Source organism: Dickeya poaceiphila, from assembly GCF_007858975.2.
GTDB lineage: Bacteria > Pseudomonadota > Gammaproteobacteria > Enterobacterales > Enterobacteriaceae > Dickeya > Dickeya poaceiphila.
The window spans coordinates 2,805,240-2,824,109 of the sequence record NZ_CP042220.2 but is presented as its reverse complement, the minus strand read 5'-3'; the positions used below and the strand labels follow the sequence as shown (position 1 = coordinate 2,824,109).

Below are 18,870 nucleotides of genomic sequence, written 5' to 3'. Positions count from 1 at the left end.
CCCATCATCTGTGCTACAGATGATGTCTTGGCGTATCAGGAATTACTTCGCTTTACCCTGATTGGCTACTGCGGCTGCTTTGGCCGCGATCTCGTCGGCATTGCCCAGATAGTAGCGTTTGATCGGTTTGAAGTTTTCGTCGAATTCATAGACCAGCGGTACTGCGGTCGGGATATTCAGCTCCAGAATTTCTTCTTCACTCATGTTATCCAGATATTTCACCAGTGCACGCAACGAGTTGCCGTGTGCAGCGATGATCACGCGCTCGCCTTTTTTGATACGTGGCAGAATGTTTTCATTCCAGTAAGGCACCACGCGTTCGATGGTCAGCGCCAGACTTTCAGTCAGCGGCAGCTCTTTGTCGCTCAGCGACGCGTAGCGCGGATCGTGTCCAGGGAAACGTTCGTCATCACGGGTCAGTTCCGGTGGAGTAACCGCGAAACCGCGACGCCACAGTTTAACCTGCTCGTCACCATATTTTTCAGCGGTTTCCGCCTTGTTCAGGCCCTGCAACGCACCGTAGTGACGTTCGTTCAGTTTCCAGCATTTTTCTACTGGCAGCCATGCCTGATCCAACTCGTCCAGCACGTTCCACAGGGTGTGAATGGCACGTTTCAGCACAGAGGTGTAGGCAAAATCAAAGCTGAAACCTTCTTCTTTCAGCAGTTTACCTGCCTGTTTGGCTTCATTGACGCCTTTTTCGGACAGATCAACATCCATCCAGCCGGTGAAGCGGTTTTCGTTGTTCCACTGGCTCTCACCATGTCGCACCAGTACCAGCTTAGTTACAGCCATAGCTTAACTCCTTCATATACTAAGATTTCTATGATAACTACGCTCATTATAGGGCCGGAGAGCGGTTATCGGCAATCGCTAGTCATTCAGCCGCCTGATTTATATGCCGCCAAAATGACGATAAATTAAGCGGATTTATCGTTTCAGCTTGTCTGTTTCTCCACCACAGGCGATGGGGAAACAAAAACAGTGCAGAAATTACCCTCATCGACAGCAATGGCGTGCCGACGATGCCGCCGATTCACATGAACCACAGGTATGGCAGCAGTTGGCCATTACTTTTTCCAACGGTGATATTTTTCCACTGCATTGACGACAGGTAAATTATAGTCAAACAGAGACAGCAGCCAGATGCTGCCAAACAGCATAACTGGTAGTGTACCCATAATCATCAGGTGTCTTTGACGCTGTTCAAAAAGGCTCTGACGCGTTGAGTTTGGTGAAGATTTTTCGGCATTTACATGGCCTGCGTGTGACATACCCTCCCTCTATCGCGGTTGTTATTTGCCGGGGAAAAACGGTTACCGGTAAGGAGGAAAGACCGCTACCTATTCCTAAAAGGGATGGCAATTAAGAGAGCCAGTGTACTGGCTCTCTGGTATGCATCAGTCTGCGGGGGCGTCAGTGGGACTGACGGTGAACGCATAACGGGTAAGTGACCGGTAGCGCTTACCGGGTTTCAGCCAGCAGTCGGGTTGTGGCCAGTCCGAATGGTTGGGGCTGTCCGGTAGAAACTCACTTTCCAGCGCCAGCCCGGCATGGTTGGCATAAGGCGACCCATCGCGCGACGGCGTGCCAGCCAGAAAGTTACCGCTGTAGAGTTGCAACGCCGGGGCGCTGGTGTAGACCTGCATGTGGACCTTGCCGTCTGATGACCACAGGTTGGCTGCTGGGCTTTCGATGGAGCCACCGGTGCGATGCAACAGAAAGGCGTGGTCATAACCGCGCACAGCCTGCTGGTCGGCATCGGACAAAAAATCCTGCATCAGGGTCTTGGGCTGGCGGAAGTCGAAACTACTGTTCGCTACCTCCCGCAATGTATCACCGGGGATGCCGTCCTGATTTACCGGCAGATAGTAATCCGCCAGCAGTTGCAGCCGATGATGCCGTGCGTCGGTCAGTTCGCCATCAAGGTTGAAATAGGCATGGTTGGTCAGGCACACCGGGCAGGGTTGGTCTACCTCGGCCTGATACTCAATGTCCAATGCGTTCTGATCAGTCAGTTGATAACTGACCTGTGCGATCAGTGTGCCGGGAAAACCCTGATCGCCATCCGGCGAATGTAACTGGTAGGTGACCTGATCATCACTCTGTTGCAGTATTTGCCAACGCCGCGCATGGAATCCATCTGGTCCGCCATGTAACTGGTGCAGCCCTTGGTTGGCCTTCAGTCGAATTAGCGCATTGCCCTGACGCAGTGTGGCGTTGGCGATACGGTTGGCGTAACGCCCTACTGACGCGCCCAGATAGGCGGTTTGATGCGGGTACTGCTCAGGCGCACACCCTAGCAGCACTTCACGCGTTGTGCCGCCAGACAGCGGTAACTGGCAGGAGAGCCAGGTGGCTCCCCAATCCATCAGCGTCACTCGCGTGCCGTGACGATTTTGCAATAAGGTCAACTGAAAGGGCTGACCATCCGGGGCGAGCGCCGTGTGGGGCGCGCGCGGTTCAACAGGGTCATTCGACATAACCGGCTCCTGGCGAGGCTTGGCAGACGTAACAGGTGGATTGCAATCCGGTTTTCGCCGGATACTCCTGCATTACGGCATTTTGCACCGCTGTTACGTGCTGTTGTGGGATCAACGCCACGATACAGCCACCAAATCCACCGCCGGTCATCCGCACGCCGCCTTCATCGCCGATCACCGCTTTGACGATCTCCACCAGTGTGTCGATAGGCGGCACGGTGATTTCGAAATCATCCCGCATTGAGGCATGAGATGCAGCCATCAGTTCGCCCATCTGGCGCAGGTCGCCGCGCGTCAACGCATCGGCTGCTGCCAGCGTGCGGGCATTTTCGGTAATGATATGGCGTGCACGGCGTGCCACAACCTCATCCATACCGGCTGCATTGGCAGCAAAATCTGCCTCGCTGACGTCACGCAACGCTTTAACCTGAAAATGACGCGCTGCGGCTTCGCACTGCTGGCGGCGAGTGTTGTACTCACTGTCTACCAGACCGCGTTTGACGTTGGAGTTGATAATCATCACCGCCACGTTATCCGGCATCGATACCGCGCGTGTCTCCAGTGACCGGCAATCGATTAGCAATGCATGGCCACGCTGGCCTTGCGCTGAAATCATCTGATCCATGATGCCACAGTTGCAACCGACGAACTGGTTTTCCGCTTCCTGGCCGTTGAGCGCCAGCGCTACATTGTCCAGTGGCAGCTGGTACAGCGCCTGAATGGCTTTACCGACCGCCACTTCCAGCGATGCCGACGAACTCAGCCCGGCCCCCTGCGGCACGTCACCGCTTATCACCAGATCCGCGCCGCCAAAGGCATCGCTACGGGTTTTCAGATGCTTGATGACGCCGCGGACATAATTCGCCCACTGCCACTGCGGATGATGTTCGAACAGTGCATCCAGCGAAAACTGATCCTGCTGGTTGTCGTAATCTACCGCAATCACCCGAATTTGCCGGTCATCGCGTGGTGCGGCGCTGATGGTGGTCGAATAGTTGATGGCGCAGGGCAGAACGAAACCATCGTTGTAGTCGGTATGTTCCCCTATCAGGTTGACCCGGCCCGGCGCCTGTACCGTGAGGGCTGCCGGATAACCGAACTGTTGCTGGAAAATCGCCTGGGTGCGTGCTGATAAGGTCATGCCTGAACTCCTGAATCACGAGAGTGACTGTCGTCACGGTAATGAATGTCGCTGACCGCCCGCAGCCGCTCTGCGGCTTGCTCGGCGGTTAAGTCACGCTGGGTTTCCGCCAGCATTTCGTAACCCACCATGAATTTGCGCACAGTGGCGGAACGCAGCAGCGGCGGATAAAAATGCGCGTGCAACTGCCAGTGTTGCTGATCGCCGTCGGTAAAGGGTGCGCCGTGCCAACCCATTGAGTAGGGGAATGAGGTCTGGAACAGGTTGTCGTAGCGGCTGGTGAGTTTTTTCAGCATCAACGCCAAATCCTGACGCTGTGTCGCGGTGATGTCCGGCAGCCGCAGGATGTGGGCTTTGGGCAGCAGCAGCGTTTCAAACGGCCAGGCCGCCCAGTAGGGCACCACCGCCAGCCAGTGCTCGGTTTCCACCACGTGGCGAGCGCCGTCCTGCAATTCGCGTTGCAGGTAATCAACCAGCAGCGGTGAACCGTGCTGCTGGAAATAGTCGCGTTGCAGTCGGTCTTCCCGTTCCGCTTCGTTGGGCAGGAAGTCGTTGGCCCAGATCTGCCCGTGCGGATGTGGGTTAGAGCAGCCCATTGCCGCGCCTTTGTTTTCAAACACCTGTACCCATGGGTAAGTTTGCCCCAGTTCGGCGCTCTGTTGCTGCCAGGTGGCGACCACCTGCTCCAGTGCGGCGAGCGACAGTTCCGGCAGCGTTTTGCTGTGGTCCGGTGAAAAGCAGATGACCCGGCTGGTGCCGCGCGCGCTCTGGCAGCGCATCAGCGGGTCGCTGTTTTCCGGCGCGGTCGGCGTGTCCGCCATGAGTGCGGCGAAATCATTGGTGAAAACAAAGGTGCCCGGATAGTCAGGGTTGGTATCGCCGGTAACCCGTACGTTGCCGGGGCAGAGAAAGCAGGTGGCGTCGTGCGACGGCAGCGGATCGGAGGATACGCTTTCCTGTTGTCCCTGCCATGGGCGTTTGGCGCGGTGCGGCGATACCAAGATCCACTGACCAGTCAGTGGGTTGTAGCGACGATGCGGATGTTCAACGGGGTCAAAATACGCCATTGGGATACCTTACTTGGTCATTGAAGAACGTTTGTCGTCGAAAAACGTTCTTCATCAAAAAACGCGTGCTGTCATCGAAAAAATTGTTTTCGAAAAAGGGTACGTGCTGAAAAAATGAATTTACCCAGCCATCAGTCCGAAAAACCATTCGGATGGAGGGATTGCCAACGCCAGGTATCAGCGGCCATTTCGTCCAGTGTTCGACTGACGCGCCAGTTAAGTTCGCGGGCGGCTTTTTCTGAGTCAGCCCAGTAAGCGGGCAGGTCGCCGTCGCGGCGGGGCGCGAAATGATACGGCAGCGGTTTGCCGCAGGCGCGACTGAAGGCTTCCACCACTTGCAATACGCTGTAACCGACGCCAGCGCCAAGGTTATAAGTGTGTACGCCGGGTTTGCCGTGCAGAGTGTTCATGGCGGCGACATGACCGTCGGCCAGGTCCACCACATGGATATAATCCCGCACGCCGGTGCCGTCGATGGTCTGGTAATCGTTGCCGAAAATCGCCAACGACTCGCGGCGGCCTACCGCCACCTGGGCAATGTACGGCATCAGGTTGTTGGGCACGCCCTGCGGGTCTTCGCCCATTTCTCCTGTCGGATGGGCACCCACCGGGTTGAAGTAACGCAACACTACCACGCTCCAGTCTGGTTCCGCGCGGTGCAGGTCTTGCAGGATTTGTTCTACCATCAGCTTGCTGCGGCCATAAGGGCTGGCGGGGGTACCGGTGGGGAAACTTTCCTGATACGGAACGTGCGGCTGGTCGCCATATACGGTGGCCGATGAACTGAAAATCAGCGTTTTGACGCCTGCCTGCTTCATGGCGTCCACCAGCGTCAGCGTGCCGTAGACATTGTTGTCGTAATAGCTGATGGGTTCGCGCACGGATTCGCCCACCGCCTTAAGACCTGCGAAGTGGATCACTGCGCCAATATCGTGCTCGGCAAAAATAGTCTGCAACAGACCACGGTCACGGATATCGCCCTGATAAAACACCGGCGTCTGTCCGCTGACATGGGCAATAGCTGTTGCCACACTGGCTTTGCTGTTGCACAGGTTGTCGAGGATAACCGGCTGATGACCGGCGGCGATCAATTGCACACAGGTATGGCTTCCTATGTAACCGCTACCACCTGTAACCAATACTTTCATAATGACCTCTGTTGCAGAAAACTGAGTGAAAAAATAGCATGGATGTAACCGGAAAAAGGTGATCAGCGCCGTAAATAGTGATAGTCGAGGCGAGTGGTTCAGTCTTCGCCTTTTCCCTGGCTTAACGAGTAACCAGCATAGCGCGATGTGAGGACGGTGAAAACAGGTTGTGCTCTGTGGTAACGTTATCACTAACTGGGTTGACGGTTTCGCCTGAAGCGAAACCGTGCTGTGAAGTATTCAGCGTGTTTGTATCAGATAGTGATAGCTGTCGCCGTCTGGTACGAAAGTCAGGCGGTGGGTGATGCAGTCCGGCGCATCTTGCGCATGGTGGGAAACGAACAGTAGTTGGGTTTGTCCCTGACTGATCAGAATATCTAACCAGCGGCGGATAAGCTGACGGTTAAGTGGGTCTAAGCCTTGTAGCGGTTCATCGAGGATCAATAAGGCCGGATGTTTCACCAGTGCGCGCACAATCAGCGCCAGCCGTTGCTGCCCCCAGGACAGTGACTGGAACGGGGCATCGGCCACACTGTCCGGCAGACCGAGCAGCGATAACCACTGTGCCGCCAGAAAACGCTGGCGGTCCGATACTGCCTGATAAATGCCGATGGAATCGAAAAAACCGGACAGGATGACGTTGCGCAGACTGGAACTGACGCGGTACTCCAGATGCAGGCTGCTGCTGACATAGCCGATATGGCGTTTGATGTCCCAGATGGTTTCACCGCTGCCGCGCCGACGACCAAATAGCGTCAGGTCGTTGCTGTAACCTTGTGGATGATCACCGGTGATAAGACTAAGCAGGGTGGACTTGCCCGCGCCGTTCGGCCCGATAATTTGCCAGTGTTGTCCCGGCAATACTTCCCAGCTCAAATCGTCCAGAATACGGCGGTCATTATAGCTCACTACACCGTGCAGCAGACGAATACGGGGTTGATCCGGCGGTAGAGTTGGCCGCTGGCTTGGGTCTTCCGCTTCCGGCAACGTGATACCGGCCAGAGTTTCGCTGTGCGCCAGTTGTGAAACCAGCGCATCGGACAGAACCGTCTCGCGCTTACCCTGTCGCGTCAGGGTGCAATCCGCCAGCACGCCGACCTGGTCGATAAATGCCGGAATGTCCTCAAAGCGGTTGAGAATCAGCACCAGCGTCTGCCCTTGTGCTCCCAGCGACGCCAGCAGGTCGGTTAACTGTGCGCGTGAAGCGACATCCAGACCATCGAACGGTTCATCGAGAATCAGCAAGTCCGGCTGTGCCATCAGTGCCTTACACAGCATGGTTTTGCGGGTTTCACCGGTTGAGAGGTATTTGAAGCGCCGGTCCAGCAGGTGAGCGATGCCGAATTGTGTGGCTAACTGATGGCAACGGTCGGCATCGTGCACGCTGTCCTGAATCACCTCAGCAGTAGTGCGCCCGGTATCGTCCTCGTCGACGCCCAGCATATCGGTGTTGTTACGCTGCCACTCCTGTGACACTAACTGTTGCAGTTGTTCGAAAGAGAGGCGCGCCACACGCTGGAAGTCGCACTGGCGTTGACCGGACAACAGCAGTAATTCGCCGCTGAGCGCACGTGCCAGCGCCGATTTTCCGCTGCCGTTAGCGCCGACAAACGCCCAGCACTGTTGCTGATGCAACCTGAGTTCATCCAGATGCATCATCCGGGTATCGCTTAACCGGAACTGTGCCTGATGGATATGCAGCAATGACATGATGATTCCCTTTGCGAAATAGCAGACCTCTTACGGGTAAAGGGAAGCTGGCGGCTTGTCAAGTTGCTAACGTATTTCTCCGGCGCTGATGTGGAGATAAACAGCTACAGTTGGGTTAACGTGCGATTTTTCTCGGAGGTCAACAAATCGAGTAGCGTCATGCTGAAGCTTTTTACCAACTTGTCATTGACCCACTGAAATCCATTTTTTGCTCCCGTTGGCGTAATAGAGATGATGCCATCAACCGAACGAAAATCAGGCTCTTCGACAGGAGGAAGGGTGCTGTCAGTGGCGGTTTTAACAACAAAGTTATTATTTCCCTGCGCCTGATAAGCGGGAAATGAGGAGCTTAATGGCTCACCGGCATGGGTTGCACCCTGGCCGAATGTGTTGACCACTTCTGCCAAAAAAGCAAAATTGGTTCGATGATTGAACGAAAAGCCCGGATCGAGCTGGTAGTGCAAGAATCCGGTATCTAACGTAGTGGTAGTAATACCTTCACTATTCAGAATCTGCGTGGCGGTAGCGGCATCGGTATCGGTGAAATGAAAGGTCTGTGCACGCCCATTCATGTCGTACATTTTGCCGTTATTTACGCTGACGCTCACACTGCCAAACATGCGGTAGTCTCCCAGGTCTCTCGCCAAATCATCAACATATTGCAAATCCACGCCGGATTGTTGAGCGTTGGCATACAGTGCTGACAGCATGTCCCGGTCTTGATAGGTGAGAAAGTTAACCGATGACATTTTCATCGTGGTTTCAGTCAACTGAGTCTGGACGGTGGGAGTGGCGCTCGAATCACCAAACAGACGAGACATCATCAGCCCCTTGCCGCTGAAGGTTGCCTGCTGAGTATTCGACAGCGGCCCTTGTTGATGATCCGTTTGTGAAAGCGCGCTTTGAGCGACTTTTTGCGTGTTGTCAGATGTATTTTTAACCTGAAAATAGGTGGTGGTATCAGAGCGAATTTCCATGCTGTAACCCTTTGTTAGTCATACTCTGCGATTTGTCACATCATCAAAAATGTGGGAGGCGTTGCTAATAGCTATAGTCCCAGCGAATGCTTTCCTTACGTGAAGGCTATTTGTGACAAAGAATCCTGTTCGGTAGATCCAATAAACGGCAGGGTCAATAAAATATTTAGCAATGTTAATGTATTGGTTGTGTTTACGCCCCCACACCACGACTGAACTTATCTGGCAATTAACACAGAGTGGCAATAATCACCTGGTCGGCATTAAAACTGGCGTAGACGGCCATCTCCGGCTGCAATCCCTGTAGCGCCACGGCATCATTGGGCAGGGTGGCGCACACGACCTCGCCGCCTTCCAGCGTTACCAGCACTTCGCTCTGTGTCGGGCCGGGTTGCAGGTGGTTGATGCGGCCCGGCAATACATTATCGTGAGCGGGCGATGGAACGGTTTGCGGCGTCACCGCGACCCAGGGGGCTTTTATCAGCACCAGCACTTCTTTGCCGCTGGTGAGCTGTAATCGATCGGCGCTCTGCTGGGTCAGTGCGGCCTGAATGCGGGTATGGCCACCCGCCAGCAGGACAGACAGGTGCTGCTGCACCCGTTGCTGGTCGCGCTCCAGTACGGTGCCGAAAAACTGATTGCGGGCGCTGGTTTGCAGCGAAAAACGGGCGATGGCTGCCAGCAGGCTGTCCAGCGGCAGGTCATCGTCTTGCAGAACATCGAAAGCTTTTTGCTGGATTTGCCCCAGCAGCTCATACAATTGCAATAACCGTTCGCCGTAACGCGTCAGCACCGCACCGCCGCCGCCTTTTCCGCCGGTAGTGCGCTCAACGATGGTTTGTTCGGACAACTGATTCATTTCATTAATCGCGTCCCAGGCACTTTTGTAGCTGATATCGGCCAGACGCGCTCCCTGACTGATGGAACCGGTTTGTTTCACCTGTTTGAGCAGCGTGATGCGACGTGGGTCGGCAAAGAGCCGTTGCTGAAGTTTTAGGGTAAGAAGAATTTCTGCTTGCATGAGCACATCCGTATCTGGGCCGCTAATCGTTTGTATTGTCATCGTTTTGCGTCAAACAGGCAAACCGCACAAATGGCCGCTCTAATTCCGGCGATTCAGGTAAACTCGTTAACAGCAATGGGGTGAGGATAGTCTACCCATAAATCCATGAAATGCTGGCGGCGTAACGGCCAGCCACGGTGAAAAATGAGGTCGATATGTTGGAGTTGCTGAAAAGCCTGCTGTTTGCGGTGTGCATGGTGCCGGTCATGATGGCGCTGATTTTGGGGGCTATTTATGGGTTGGGTGAAGTATTCAACCTGTTTTCCGCCATCGGTCATCGTGAGTCGTCAGTAGCGCGCAAATAACCCCTTCTCTGATTTCCTTTTCTGATCAATCCGGCATTTGCCGGATTTTTTTGCTTAAGAACAATGACAAAGCCGTCGAGATTCGGTATTCATCGTTATATCATTAACTACATAACGAAAATGTCAGGAGAGAAAATGAAACCACAATGGACTTATTGGCTGAGCGCCGCCGCGTTAGCGCTGGGTATGAACACGAATACAGCACTGGCGCAGGATAAGGTAACGGTGTTTGCCGCCGCTTCGCTGACCAACGCATTACAGGATATCGCCGCGAAGTATCAGAAGGAAAAACAGGTTTCCATCGTGGCATCCTACGCATCGTCGTCAACGCTGGCGCGTCAGATTGAGCAAGGAGCACCAGCCGATCTGTTCATCTCAGCCGACCAGCAGTGGATGGATTACGCTCAGGACAAGCAACTGACCGAGAACGACACCCGGTTTACCTTGTTGGGAAATCAACTGGTGGTGATCGCGCCTAAGTCCGCTGAAACCAAAGGGTTCAAAATCGACGATAAAACCGACTGGAAAGCACTGCTGAAAGGCGGACGACTGTCGGTGGGCGACCCGGATCACGTACCCGCCGGTATTTACGCCAAAGAAGCGTTGCAGAAACTGAATGCCTGGGATTCATTGTCGCCGTTGATGGCCCGCGCCAATGACGTACGCGCCGCCATGGTGCTGGTAGAACGTGAAGAAGCGCCGCTGGGGATTGTTTACGGTTCGGACGCCGTCGCCAGCACCAAAGTGAAAGTGGTCGGCATTTTCCCGGATAATACCCACGAACCGGTGGAGTATCCGATGGCTATCGTCAAAGGGCACAATACCCCGGCAGTCAATGCCTTCTTTGATTACCTGAAAACACCGAAGGCAGCCGTGGTGTTTAAACAATACGGATTTACGCCGGTTAATGCTGCTCAGTGATTACGAATGGCAGGCGGTTTCGCTGAGCCTGAAGGTATCGGTGGTGGCGGTCAGTTGCAGTTTACCGCTGGGTATTCTGGCGGCCTGGGTGCTGGCGCGTTGCCGCTTTGTCGGTAAATCGCTGCTGGATAGCGTGATTCACCTGCCGTTGGTGCTGCCGCCGGTGGTGATCGGCTATTTGTTGCTGATAGTCATGGGGCGCAAAGGTGTGGTGGGGGGTTGGCTTTACCACTGGTTCGGTTTCAGTTTCAGTTTTAGCTGGCACGGTGCGGCGCTGGCGTCGGCGGTGGTAGCGTTCCCGCTGATGGTGCGTGCTATCCGGTTGGCGCTGGAGGCGGTGGATACCCGGCTGGAGCTGGCGGCGCGTACGCTTGGCGCTGGTCGCTGGCGGGTGTTTTTCACCATCACGCTGCCGTTGACACTGCCGGGTATTATTGCCGGCACTGTACTGGCGTGTGCCCGTTCGCTGGGCGAGTTCGGCGCTACCATCACCTTTGTGTCCAACATTCCGGGTGAAACCCGCACCATCCCGAATGCCATGTATACGCTGATTGAAACGCCGGGCGCGGAAATGCAGGCTGCCCGATTGTGCATCATCGCTATTGTGCTGTCGTTGGTGTCGCTGCTGTTGTCGGAATGGCTCACGCGCTGGAGCCGTAAACGGTTGGGGGGATAATGCTGCAACTGGATTTTACCCAGCAACTGGGTGACCTGACGCTCAGTGTCGCCACCCAGCTTCCCGCCAGCGGGATTACCGCCGTATTCGGCGTATCCGGTGCGGGAAAAACATCGCTGATCAATGCCATTGTTGGCCTGACCCGACCGGATAGCGGGCGGATTCAGCTCAATGATCGGGTGCTGTCTGATCGGACGCAAGGGGTGTTTCTGCCGCCGGAAAAACGGCGTATCGGTTACGTTTTTCAGGATGCGAGGCTTTTCCCGCATTACCGGGTATTGGGGAACTTGCGTTATGGCATGGCAGCGCCGATGCAAGCGCAGTTCGATGACATTGTGGAACTGCTTGGCATCGGACATTTGCTCAAACGCTATCCGTTAACCTTGTCCGGCGGCGAGAAACAACGGGTGGCGATTGGCCGTGCATTGCTGACTGCGCCGGAATTGCTGCTGATGGACGAGCCGCTGGCGTCGCTGGATGCACTGCGCAAGCGTGAACTGCTGCCTTATCTGGAGCGGTTGGCGCGTGAGGTCAACACACCCATTCTGTATGTCAGCCACAGTCTGGAAGAAGTGGTGCGGCTGGCGGATAGGGTGCTGGTATTGGATAAAGGGCAGGTGAAGGCGCAAGGCTCGCTGGAAGAGGTGTGGGCCAGCAACGCCCTGCGTGCCTGGTTGCCGCGAGAAGAGCAGAGCAGCATTCTGAAAGTGACGGTGATGGAGCACCATCCGCATTACGCGATGACGGCGCTGTCGCTGGGCGAACAACCGCTGTGGGTGGGGCGTGTTGACGCGCCGCTTGGTTCAGCATTGCGTATCCGCATCAATGCGGCGGATGTGTCGTTGGTGATGCAGCGGCCAGCAGTGAGCAGCATCCGTAATGTGCTGTCGGCCAGTGTGGTGGAATGCCTTGAGGTCGGTGAGCAGGTTGAGGTCAAGATGGATATCGGCGGACAAATCCTGTGGGCGCGTATTACGCTCTGGGCGCGAGACGAACTGGCGCTGGCTGCCGGGCAGCGTCTGTATGCTCAGGTCAAGAGCGTGTCGATAACAGCATAATGCCTCAACTACGCCCTCGTCCTGGCGGGGGGCGTGACAAGCTCAGACCAGCACCCGATGGCGAATTACCTCAGCGATACCGGGTTGTTCATGGTGATCGATCACCAGATCGGCATGGGCTTTGACGCCGTCGGCGCTATTGCCCATTGCCACACCCAATCCGGCAGCAGACAACATGCTGATGTCATTAAAGTTATCGCCGAATGCCACTACGTCGTTCATGCTAAGTCCCTGAGATTCCACCCAGCGTCGCAGCAACCGGCCTTTACTGTTGCCGGTCTGGGCGATATCCACCTGATCCATCCATGACCATTCGCAGGCCAGTCCCAGCTCTTGTTCAACCTGTTGCGCGAAATCGTTCAGCAGAGCGGTATCGGTGTGGTGGGTGGCGAATTTCCAGATAGAACGGCAGTGGTTGGTGGCGGTCAGCAGGTCATCTACCTTGCGGAACACCGGACGCTGTGATTCAGGCAAATTTTCCGCCCAGGTCTGGGTACGAGTAATGTGACCAGTAAGGTGCTGGTAGAGCATGGCGTCGTCTGCATACATCAGACCGTGAATGGCAAACTGTTGTAACCGCTGTAAGACGTTTTTAGCCTGTGCTGGCGTGAGCGGATTCGCTTCGCTGGCTTGTCCGGTCTGGTAATCGTAGAGGTAGGTGCCATTACAGCAAATTGCCGGGGTATCCAGCTCCAGTGCCTGATAAAACGGGTGGATAGCCGAATGGTGGCGACCGGTCACGATGATGACCTTGATGCCCGCCTGCTGGGCCTGTGCCAGCGCCTGTAGGGATTCCGGTAAAATCGTTTTCTTTTGCGTTAACAGCGTGCCGTCCAGATCGAGGGCAATGATGCGATAAGTCATGGTATTCTCAACGGGTTATCGGGTTCACTTCATTGGGATGGTACACTGGAAGTCATCTGAAGCAACAGGCCCTTTTTCCGTGCTGACTCTCTCGCTGGGAAGCCGGCACCGATAAACGAAAGCCTAGCCTGAGCGTAACGAGGCGCGCCTGTCGCCTCACTGGTGCCAACAAGGAGAATCGAATGCAGCAAGTGGTTTATATCGCCAGTCCGGAAAGTCAGCAGATCCATGTCTGGCAACTCGCTTCCAGCGGGGCGCTGAGCTTGTTACAGGTGGTTGATGTCCCCGGTCAGGTGCAACCAATGGTTATCGCGCCGGATAAGCGCCACCTGTATGTCGGCGTGCGCCCTGAGTTTCGTGTCATTAGCTATCGCATTGACGAAAAAGGGAAACTGAGCGAAGCCGGTGTAGCACCGTTGCCGGGCAGCCCGACGCACCTGTCTACTGATCAGACCGGGCGTTTCCTGTTCAGTGCCTCTTACAGCAATGCTTGCGTCAGCGTCAGCCCGATTGGCGACGATGGCGTAGTACAAGCGCCTGTCCAACAGCTAGATGGGCTGGAAGGCTGCCACTCGACCAATATCGATCCGGCTAACCGCGTGCTGTGGGCGCCTTGCCTGAAGGAAGATCGCATTCGCTTGTATGATGTCGACAGCAATGGCCGCCTGAGCGAACATCAGCCTGCTGAACAGCGTGCTGCCGCGGGTGCCGGGCCGCGCCATATGGCGTACCATCCGAATAACCGTTTCGCCTATTGCGTCAACGAACTGAATAGCTCGGTGGATGTGTTCGAACTGGATGCGCAGGGTGAAGGGCAGCGAATTCAGACGCTAAGCGCGATGCCGACCGATTTTACCGGCACCTGCTGGGCGGCGGATATCCATATCACGCCGGATGGTCGCCACCTGTACACCACTGATCGCACCGTCAGCCTGCTCTCCATTTTCCAGGTATCGGCGCAGGATGGTTTGTTGACCCTGACGGGACATCAGCCAACGGAAGCGCAACCGCGTGGTTTTAACATCGACCACAGCGGCCAGTTCCTGATCGCCGCCGGTCAGAAATCTCACCACATTGAGGTGTACCGCATTCAACCGGATAATGGCGGCCTGACGCCGCAGGCTCGCTACCCGGTCGGGCAGGGGCCGATGTGGGTGTCGGTACTGGCGCTGGACTAATCACCGACGCGCGACGCCTGAATCACGCGCTGCCGGAGGGCAGCGCGAAGGCTTCCAGCGGTTAGCCGCGATATTCGATGATCGACAATCCGGCGTTATAGTCGGTGCTATAGATAATTCCTTGCGCATCGACAAACACATCGCAGGATTGGATCACCTGAGGGCGACCGGGGCGTTTGTCGATCATGCGTTCAGGTGCGGCAGGAACCAGTGCGCCGGTTTCTTTTGGCCGATACGGATTGCTGATGTCGTAAGCGCGCACCCCGGCATTCTGGTAGGTGGCGAAAATCAGTGTCGAGCTGATGAAGCTGCCCGGTCGGTTTTCATGCAAATTGTGCGGACCGAAGTGCGCTCCTTTCTTCACATAATCGGTTTCGTTGGGCTGTGGGAAGGTGGCGATGCTCACCGGGTTGGACGGCTCGCGGATATCGAACACCCAAATTAGCTTTTCCCCGTCTTCCTGATTATCCAGCACGGCTTCATCCAGCACGATCAGCAGGTCGCGGTCCGGCAATGGTAACGCGGTGTGGGTGCCGCCGCCAAAAGGCGGACTCCAGTTGCGATGGCTGATGAGCGTGGGCTGGGTTCGGTCGCTTACATCCAGTAGCGTCAGGCCGCCGTCGCGCCAACTGCCGTAGGCGGTGTCGCCGCTGACAATGGCGTGGTGCAGCGCGTAGCGCTTACCTTCCGGCCAGTTCGGTGTTTCGCCGCCGGCGGTGTGCATACCCGGTAGCCAATAACGGCCAGCGACGTGCGGTTTACGCGGGTCGGCGAGGTCTATGGTCAGAAAAATGTAGTCGCTGTAGCCATCGAGCAGCGCAGAAACATACGCCCAGCGGCCACCGACGTACCAGATGCGGTGGATACCGATGCCATCGAGCGGCAGGAAACTGATTTCACGCGGCTGATCCGGGGTAGAGATATCGAATATCCGTAGTCCGGCACTCCAGTATTTATCCTGCTGGTCGCTGCTCACCGTCTCTGCCACCGAGCGGGTGTAGTAGACTTTTTCTTCGGCGAAGCGGGCGTCGGCGAACAGATCACGTGCGTTGACCACCAGCAGCAGGTCATCGTGGGTTTGCAGATGAATATTCCAGGTGCCCGGTGGTGCGGCGATAAAGCCAGCTGGTTTGGGGTTTTTCGGGTCACGCACATCGACGATGGAAACGCCCTGCGACACCATGTGTCCGATATAGGCGTAACCACGATGAACCATGACCTGCACGCCATCAGGGCGCCCGCCCTGATCACTGTGTCCAATCAGCCGCATGTTGCGGCTGTATTCCGGCATGGGCAGGGGCGCTGATGCCATATGAACCTCCGTTATGACAGACCTTTATTTACTTTTGGCTTCCAGTGTAGCAAACCACGGTGCAATAAAGTCATTGGTCTGGCCCCAGCCTGGGATGATTTTTGCCAGCCCCGTCACGTTGACTGGGCCGGGTTGGCTCAGCAGCAGTGCCTGCGGGATGCTGGCGGCGCGGAATTCGTAGGTTGGCGGTGTCGGCTCGCCGGCTATCTTATTGGCAACCAGACGCAGGTTGACCTTGCCGATCAGTTTCGGATCTACCGCTACGCTCACTTTCCATGGACTATTGGCCTCACGCATCAGTTGCAGATCCTGATTGGAAATGTCGATGCTGTAGAGTTTGATTTCAGTACGACCGTTTTCTTTCAGCGCCTTGTATGCACCCTGGCTGAAGGCATCCCAGGAGCCCCAGATAGCGTCAATTTTGCCTTTCGGGTATTTCGCCAGAATCGCGCCCACTTTGTTGGCCGTGTCGCCCTGTACGTCAGAGGAGACCGCACCGATGGATTCCAGCTCTTTAATGCCCAGATTGTCTTTCAGGATCTGCTGGTAGGCCGTCTGACGACGTTCCATCGGCGGGAAACCGGCCACCCACAGTTTGACAATGTTGGCTTTGCCGTTGAAATCCTTCACCAACTGGCCCAGAGATTCGTTCGCCAGCGACGCATCGTCCTGCTGGGTAACGGTCACACCGGGAATGGTGCGATCCACCGCAGTGTCAAACACGGCTACTTTGATGCCGCTGTCAACAATGCGTTGGATCAGTTCAGTGGAATAGGGCGCACGGCCCTGAGACAGAATGATGCCGTCATATTTCTGGCTGATAGCCTGATTGACGAAGTCCTGAAATTTGGCGTCGTCGCCGTTGCTCAGGAAGGTACTGATCTTGAACCCCAGCTTTTTGCCTTCTTCCAGCACACCGGAAACGAATTGGGTGGTGTTGTCATCTGAACCGAGGTTGCGGATCACGGCGATGCGCACCGGTCCCTGATGGTTGGCGATAGCGGCAGGAACCGGCACGGCAGTGGCGGGTGTCTGCGCAGCCAGCGTGGAGAATGAGGCAGTCAGGCTCAGGGCCAGCAGCGCAACAGGGAATTTTTTCATGTTCAATCCTCGGTGTTGTGAATCAGGTTTGCCAGTTTATGGATATCTTTATGTCTGGATGTCTATTTTAGTGATAAGGAATCATAGCGGGTAACTCTGCGGTGTGCAAAGGGGGCGGATTATGTCGTTTGGGTTTAAGTTATAACTTTTCGTTCAATGGGATACGTGGGCAGGCTGGTGGGAAATATACAGATTTTATCTCATTAATATAAAAATTTAATAAATCGTGTGGTTACTCTCGATACGAGTAAAGAATTATTTATTAAATATGGGATAATAATTCTTGCGCTGTAGTTCTAATGAGTTTACTAGCAACATCTTCCTGGATTAGCATAGCATCTGCAAATTTGTAATATTTTTCACCATTATTGCATATATCATTTAAGGATCGAGTTAGGTCAATTAATATAGAGGAACCATAATGTTCCTCTGCTTTTTTGAATGCATCTATGGGTATTGCTCCCCAGGCATCATACATAGCTAAGATGTCAAATATATCCTTACATTGGCCTTGTAAACATCTATCCGAATTTGCAAGTAACTTTGTATAAAAGCATGTTTCTCTATCAATACAAGGGACAGGGAAAAGAGCACGAGAGTCCCCGACTAACTCATAGTTATCAAAGCTAACTATCTCAAGCTTTATGTTCGTATCTTGCTCACGAATGAATGTTCGAACTGCATATCGGTCGAAGCTAATGTCTCTGGCATAAATGAACTCTTTCTTTACAAGACTGCCAAGTGATGCAGACGTTACCTGCTCCCGGACAGCTTTGTATGCAGCCTTATTTGGACATAAAAAATCAATATCTACGGACTCTCTGTATTCATTTATCTCAAGAGCAATTCGTGTACCTCCACCAAAAAAAATGGAGTTTTCAATAAAAAAGTCGGCATTGAATTTTTCCAATACCGACCTGATTATTTTATGATGCGTTAATTTATATTCGCTCACTACATGTACTCTTTATGCAGCTATGAAAATACCATTACCGTAAAAATTAGTTAGTTTCTCAATAAGAAAACGTTCATTGCTGCTGATATTGTTGGCATCAATAAAACTCCACCGCTCTTCGTACATGCGAAATGCCAAATCTGCGGGGATTTTCTGAGTGTGAAAATCCCACAATACTTTATCCAACTCTGGATAATCGTGTCGAATAATTTCACCCATGATGATCACCTAGCCTACGTTGAATGAAGAACAGTTTAGCCTAGGATAGTATAGCGGTTACTCATTTTTGTTCAAGCGTCATTCATGACGGTACAATGAATCGAACTCTTTTCCCAGCCATTATACAGGCCAGTGGAGAAACGCGCCCAGACCAGCCGGTCGGGCGCGTCTGGTAAGGTTACTGTTCGAAGAAGCGGATATCCTGACCCAGCTTGCACAGGTAGCTTAGGGTATTACCGCGCTGTTGCAGACTGGGCAGATTAAACATAAAGGTCGTGAAGCGCACCGTATTATCCGGCTGTACCTGATAGCGCATGAATTGCTGAATCGGCGTGCCATCGTTGGCAACGGTGAAGTGCTCATCGCTAAACGACAACGTACCGTTATCAATCAGACGATAGGCGTTGATGTGCAGGCCGCCACGAGTTTTGCTGGCTGGTGTGTCATTCTGTGGTGTACAAGCGGACAGATCGATAGTGACGTTAACACTGTTCCCCTTATTCAGGGTAGTAATCACGTCGTCGGCACTGTTTAGCGATCTGGACGCCATAGCTGGCGCGGTGGTAGCAAGCAGCGCTGCGCTCAACAGCAAAGGGGTCATACGAAGCATTCGATGTTCCTCCATGATCGATGATGTGGCTGGCGTCGTGACCATCACGCATGGCGAGAAGGTGCAGGCCGACTACGCACCA

General features: G+C 54.5%; 20 protein-coding genes. 5 read left to right on the top strand and 15 right to left on the bottom strand.

The window, feature by feature from the left end:
- Nucleotides 1-42 precede the first annotated feature (42 nt).
- From gpmA to modE, 9 genes are all read right to left on the bottom strand, one after another.
- Nucleotides 43-795, bottom strand: a complete 753-nt coding sequence (gene gpmA, locus Dpoa569_RS12495; RefSeq protein ID WP_019845445.1) for a 2,3-diphosphoglycerate-dependent phosphoglycerate mutase — start codon at nt 793-795, stop codon at nt 43-45.
- A gap of 275 nt (nt 796-1,070) precedes the next feature.
- Entirely contained in the window at nt 1,071-1,274 is a 204-nt protein-coding gene (locus Dpoa569_RS12490) for a hypothetical protein (RefSeq protein ID WP_042869568.1), read from the bottom strand.
- A gap of 126 nt (nt 1,275-1,400) precedes the next feature.
- Nucleotides 1,401-2,483 (bottom strand): galactose-1-epimerase, encoded by a 1,083-nt coding sequence (gene galM, locus Dpoa569_RS12485; RefSeq protein ID WP_042869569.1) that lies wholly within the window; start codon nt 2,481-2,483, stop codon nt 1,401-1,403.
- The gene (gene galK / locus Dpoa569_RS12480; RefSeq protein ID WP_042869570.1) at nt 2,473-3,624 is read right to left on the bottom strand and encodes a galactokinase; all 1,152 of its coding nucleotides are present in this window, start codon (nt 3,622-3,624) and stop codon (nt 2,473-2,475) included. Before galK ends, galM begins: the two co-directional genes overlap by 11 nt.
- Nucleotides 3,621-4,691, bottom strand: a complete 1,071-nt coding sequence (gene galT, locus Dpoa569_RS12475) for a galactose-1-phosphate uridylyltransferase (protein ID WP_042869571.1) — start codon at nt 4,689-4,691, stop codon at nt 3,621-3,623. Before galT ends, galK begins: the two co-directional genes overlap by 4 nt.
- A gap of 131 nt (nt 4,692-4,822) precedes the next feature.
- A complete protein-coding gene (gene galE / locus Dpoa569_RS12470) occupies nt 4,823-5,839 on the bottom strand; it encodes a UDP-glucose 4-epimerase GalE (protein ID WP_042869573.1) in 1,017 nt (338 codons plus the stop codon).
- A 240-nt stretch (nt 5,840-6,079) separates the two neighbouring features.
- Nucleotides 6,080-7,549, bottom strand: coding sequence for a molybdate ABC transporter ATP-binding protein ModF (modF, locus tag Dpoa569_RS12465; RefSeq protein ID WP_042869576.1), 1,470 nt, complete (start codon nt 7,547-7,549; stop codon nt 6,080-6,082).
- 104 nt (nt 7,550-7,653) lie between these two features.
- Nucleotides 7,654-8,526 (bottom strand): hypothetical protein, encoded by an 873-nt coding sequence (locus Dpoa569_RS12460; RefSeq protein ID WP_042869578.1) that lies wholly within the window; start codon nt 8,524-8,526, stop codon nt 7,654-7,656.
- A 229-nt stretch (nt 8,527-8,755) separates the two neighbouring features.
- Entirely contained in the window at nt 8,756-9,547 is a 792-nt protein-coding gene (gene modE / locus Dpoa569_RS12455; RefSeq protein WP_042869580.1) for a molybdenum-dependent transcriptional regulator, read from the bottom strand.
- A 197-nt stretch (nt 9,548-9,744) separates the two neighbouring features.
- Between modE and Dpoa569_RS12450 the strand changes: the two genes are divergently transcribed.
- The 4 genes from Dpoa569_RS12450 (at nt 9,745) to modC (ending at nt 12,549) form a co-directional block, all read left to right on the top strand.
- Complete coding sequence (locus Dpoa569_RS12450; RefSeq protein WP_013317050.1) at nt 9,745-9,894, top strand: AcrZ family multidrug efflux pump-associated protein; 150 nt, start codon at nt 9,745-9,747, stop codon at nt 9,892-9,894.
- Nucleotides 9,895-10,029: 135 nt separating this feature from the next.
- Entirely contained in the window at nt 10,030-10,815 is a 786-nt protein-coding gene (gene modA / locus Dpoa569_RS12445; RefSeq protein ID WP_042869582.1) for a molybdate ABC transporter substrate-binding protein, read from the top strand.
- The gene (gene modB, locus Dpoa569_RS12440; protein ID WP_042869584.1) at nt 10,802-11,491 is read left to right on the top strand and encodes a molybdate ABC transporter permease subunit; all 690 of its coding nucleotides are present in this window, start codon (nt 10,802-10,804) and stop codon (nt 11,489-11,491) included. The genes modA and modB overlap by 14 nt, the downstream gene beginning before the upstream one ends.
- Complete coding sequence (modC, locus tag Dpoa569_RS12435; protein ID WP_042869586.1) at nt 11,491-12,549, top strand: molybdenum ABC transporter ATP-binding protein ModC; 1,059 nt, start codon at nt 11,491-11,493, stop codon at nt 12,547-12,549. The genes modB and modC overlap by 1 nt, the downstream gene beginning before the upstream one ends.
- Nucleotides 12,550-12,591: 42 nt before the next feature.
- On the opposite strand, the gene Dpoa569_RS12430 is transcribed toward modC, so the two are convergent.
- Complete coding sequence (locus Dpoa569_RS12430; RefSeq protein WP_042869588.1) at nt 12,592-13,413, bottom strand: pyridoxal phosphatase; 822 nt, start codon at nt 13,411-13,413, stop codon at nt 12,592-12,594.
- A 182-nt stretch (nt 13,414-13,595) separates the two neighbouring features.
- On the opposite strand from Dpoa569_RS12430, the gene pgl reads away from it, so the two are divergent.
- Entirely contained in the window at nt 13,596-14,591 is a 996-nt protein-coding gene (gene pgl, locus Dpoa569_RS12425) for a 6-phosphogluconolactonase (RefSeq protein ID WP_146411411.1), read from the top strand.
- A gap of 61 nt (nt 14,592-14,652) precedes the next feature.
- Here the strand turns inward: pgl and Dpoa569_RS12420 are convergent, their stop codons facing one another.
- From Dpoa569_RS12420 to Dpoa569_RS12400, 5 genes are all read right to left on the bottom strand, one after another.
- Nucleotides 14,653-15,903 (bottom strand): LVIVD repeat-containing protein, encoded by a 1,251-nt coding sequence (locus Dpoa569_RS12420; protein WP_042869592.1) that lies wholly within the window; start codon nt 15,901-15,903, stop codon nt 14,653-14,655.
- Nucleotides 15,904-15,927: 24 nt separating this feature from the next.
- Nucleotides 15,928-17,004, bottom strand: a complete 1,077-nt coding sequence (locus Dpoa569_RS12415) for a sugar ABC transporter substrate-binding protein (protein WP_042869595.1) — start codon at nt 17,002-17,004, stop codon at nt 15,928-15,930.
- Nucleotides 17,005-17,266: 262 nt separating this feature from the next.
- Nucleotides 17,267-17,959 (bottom strand): nucleotidyl transferase AbiEii/AbiGii toxin family protein, encoded by a 693-nt coding sequence (locus Dpoa569_RS12410; protein ID WP_042869597.1) that lies wholly within the window; start codon nt 17,957-17,959, stop codon nt 17,267-17,269.
- Nucleotides 17,960-17,971: 12 nt separating this feature from the next.
- A complete protein-coding gene (locus Dpoa569_RS12405; protein WP_042869599.1) occupies nt 17,972-18,178 on the bottom strand; it encodes a hypothetical protein in 207 nt (68 codons plus the stop codon).
- 178 nt (nt 18,179-18,356) lie between these two features.
- Entirely contained in the window at nt 18,357-18,788 is a 432-nt protein-coding gene (locus Dpoa569_RS12400; RefSeq protein ID WP_042869601.1) for a VirK family protein, read from the bottom strand.
- Nucleotides 18,789-18,870: the final 82 nt, after the last annotated feature.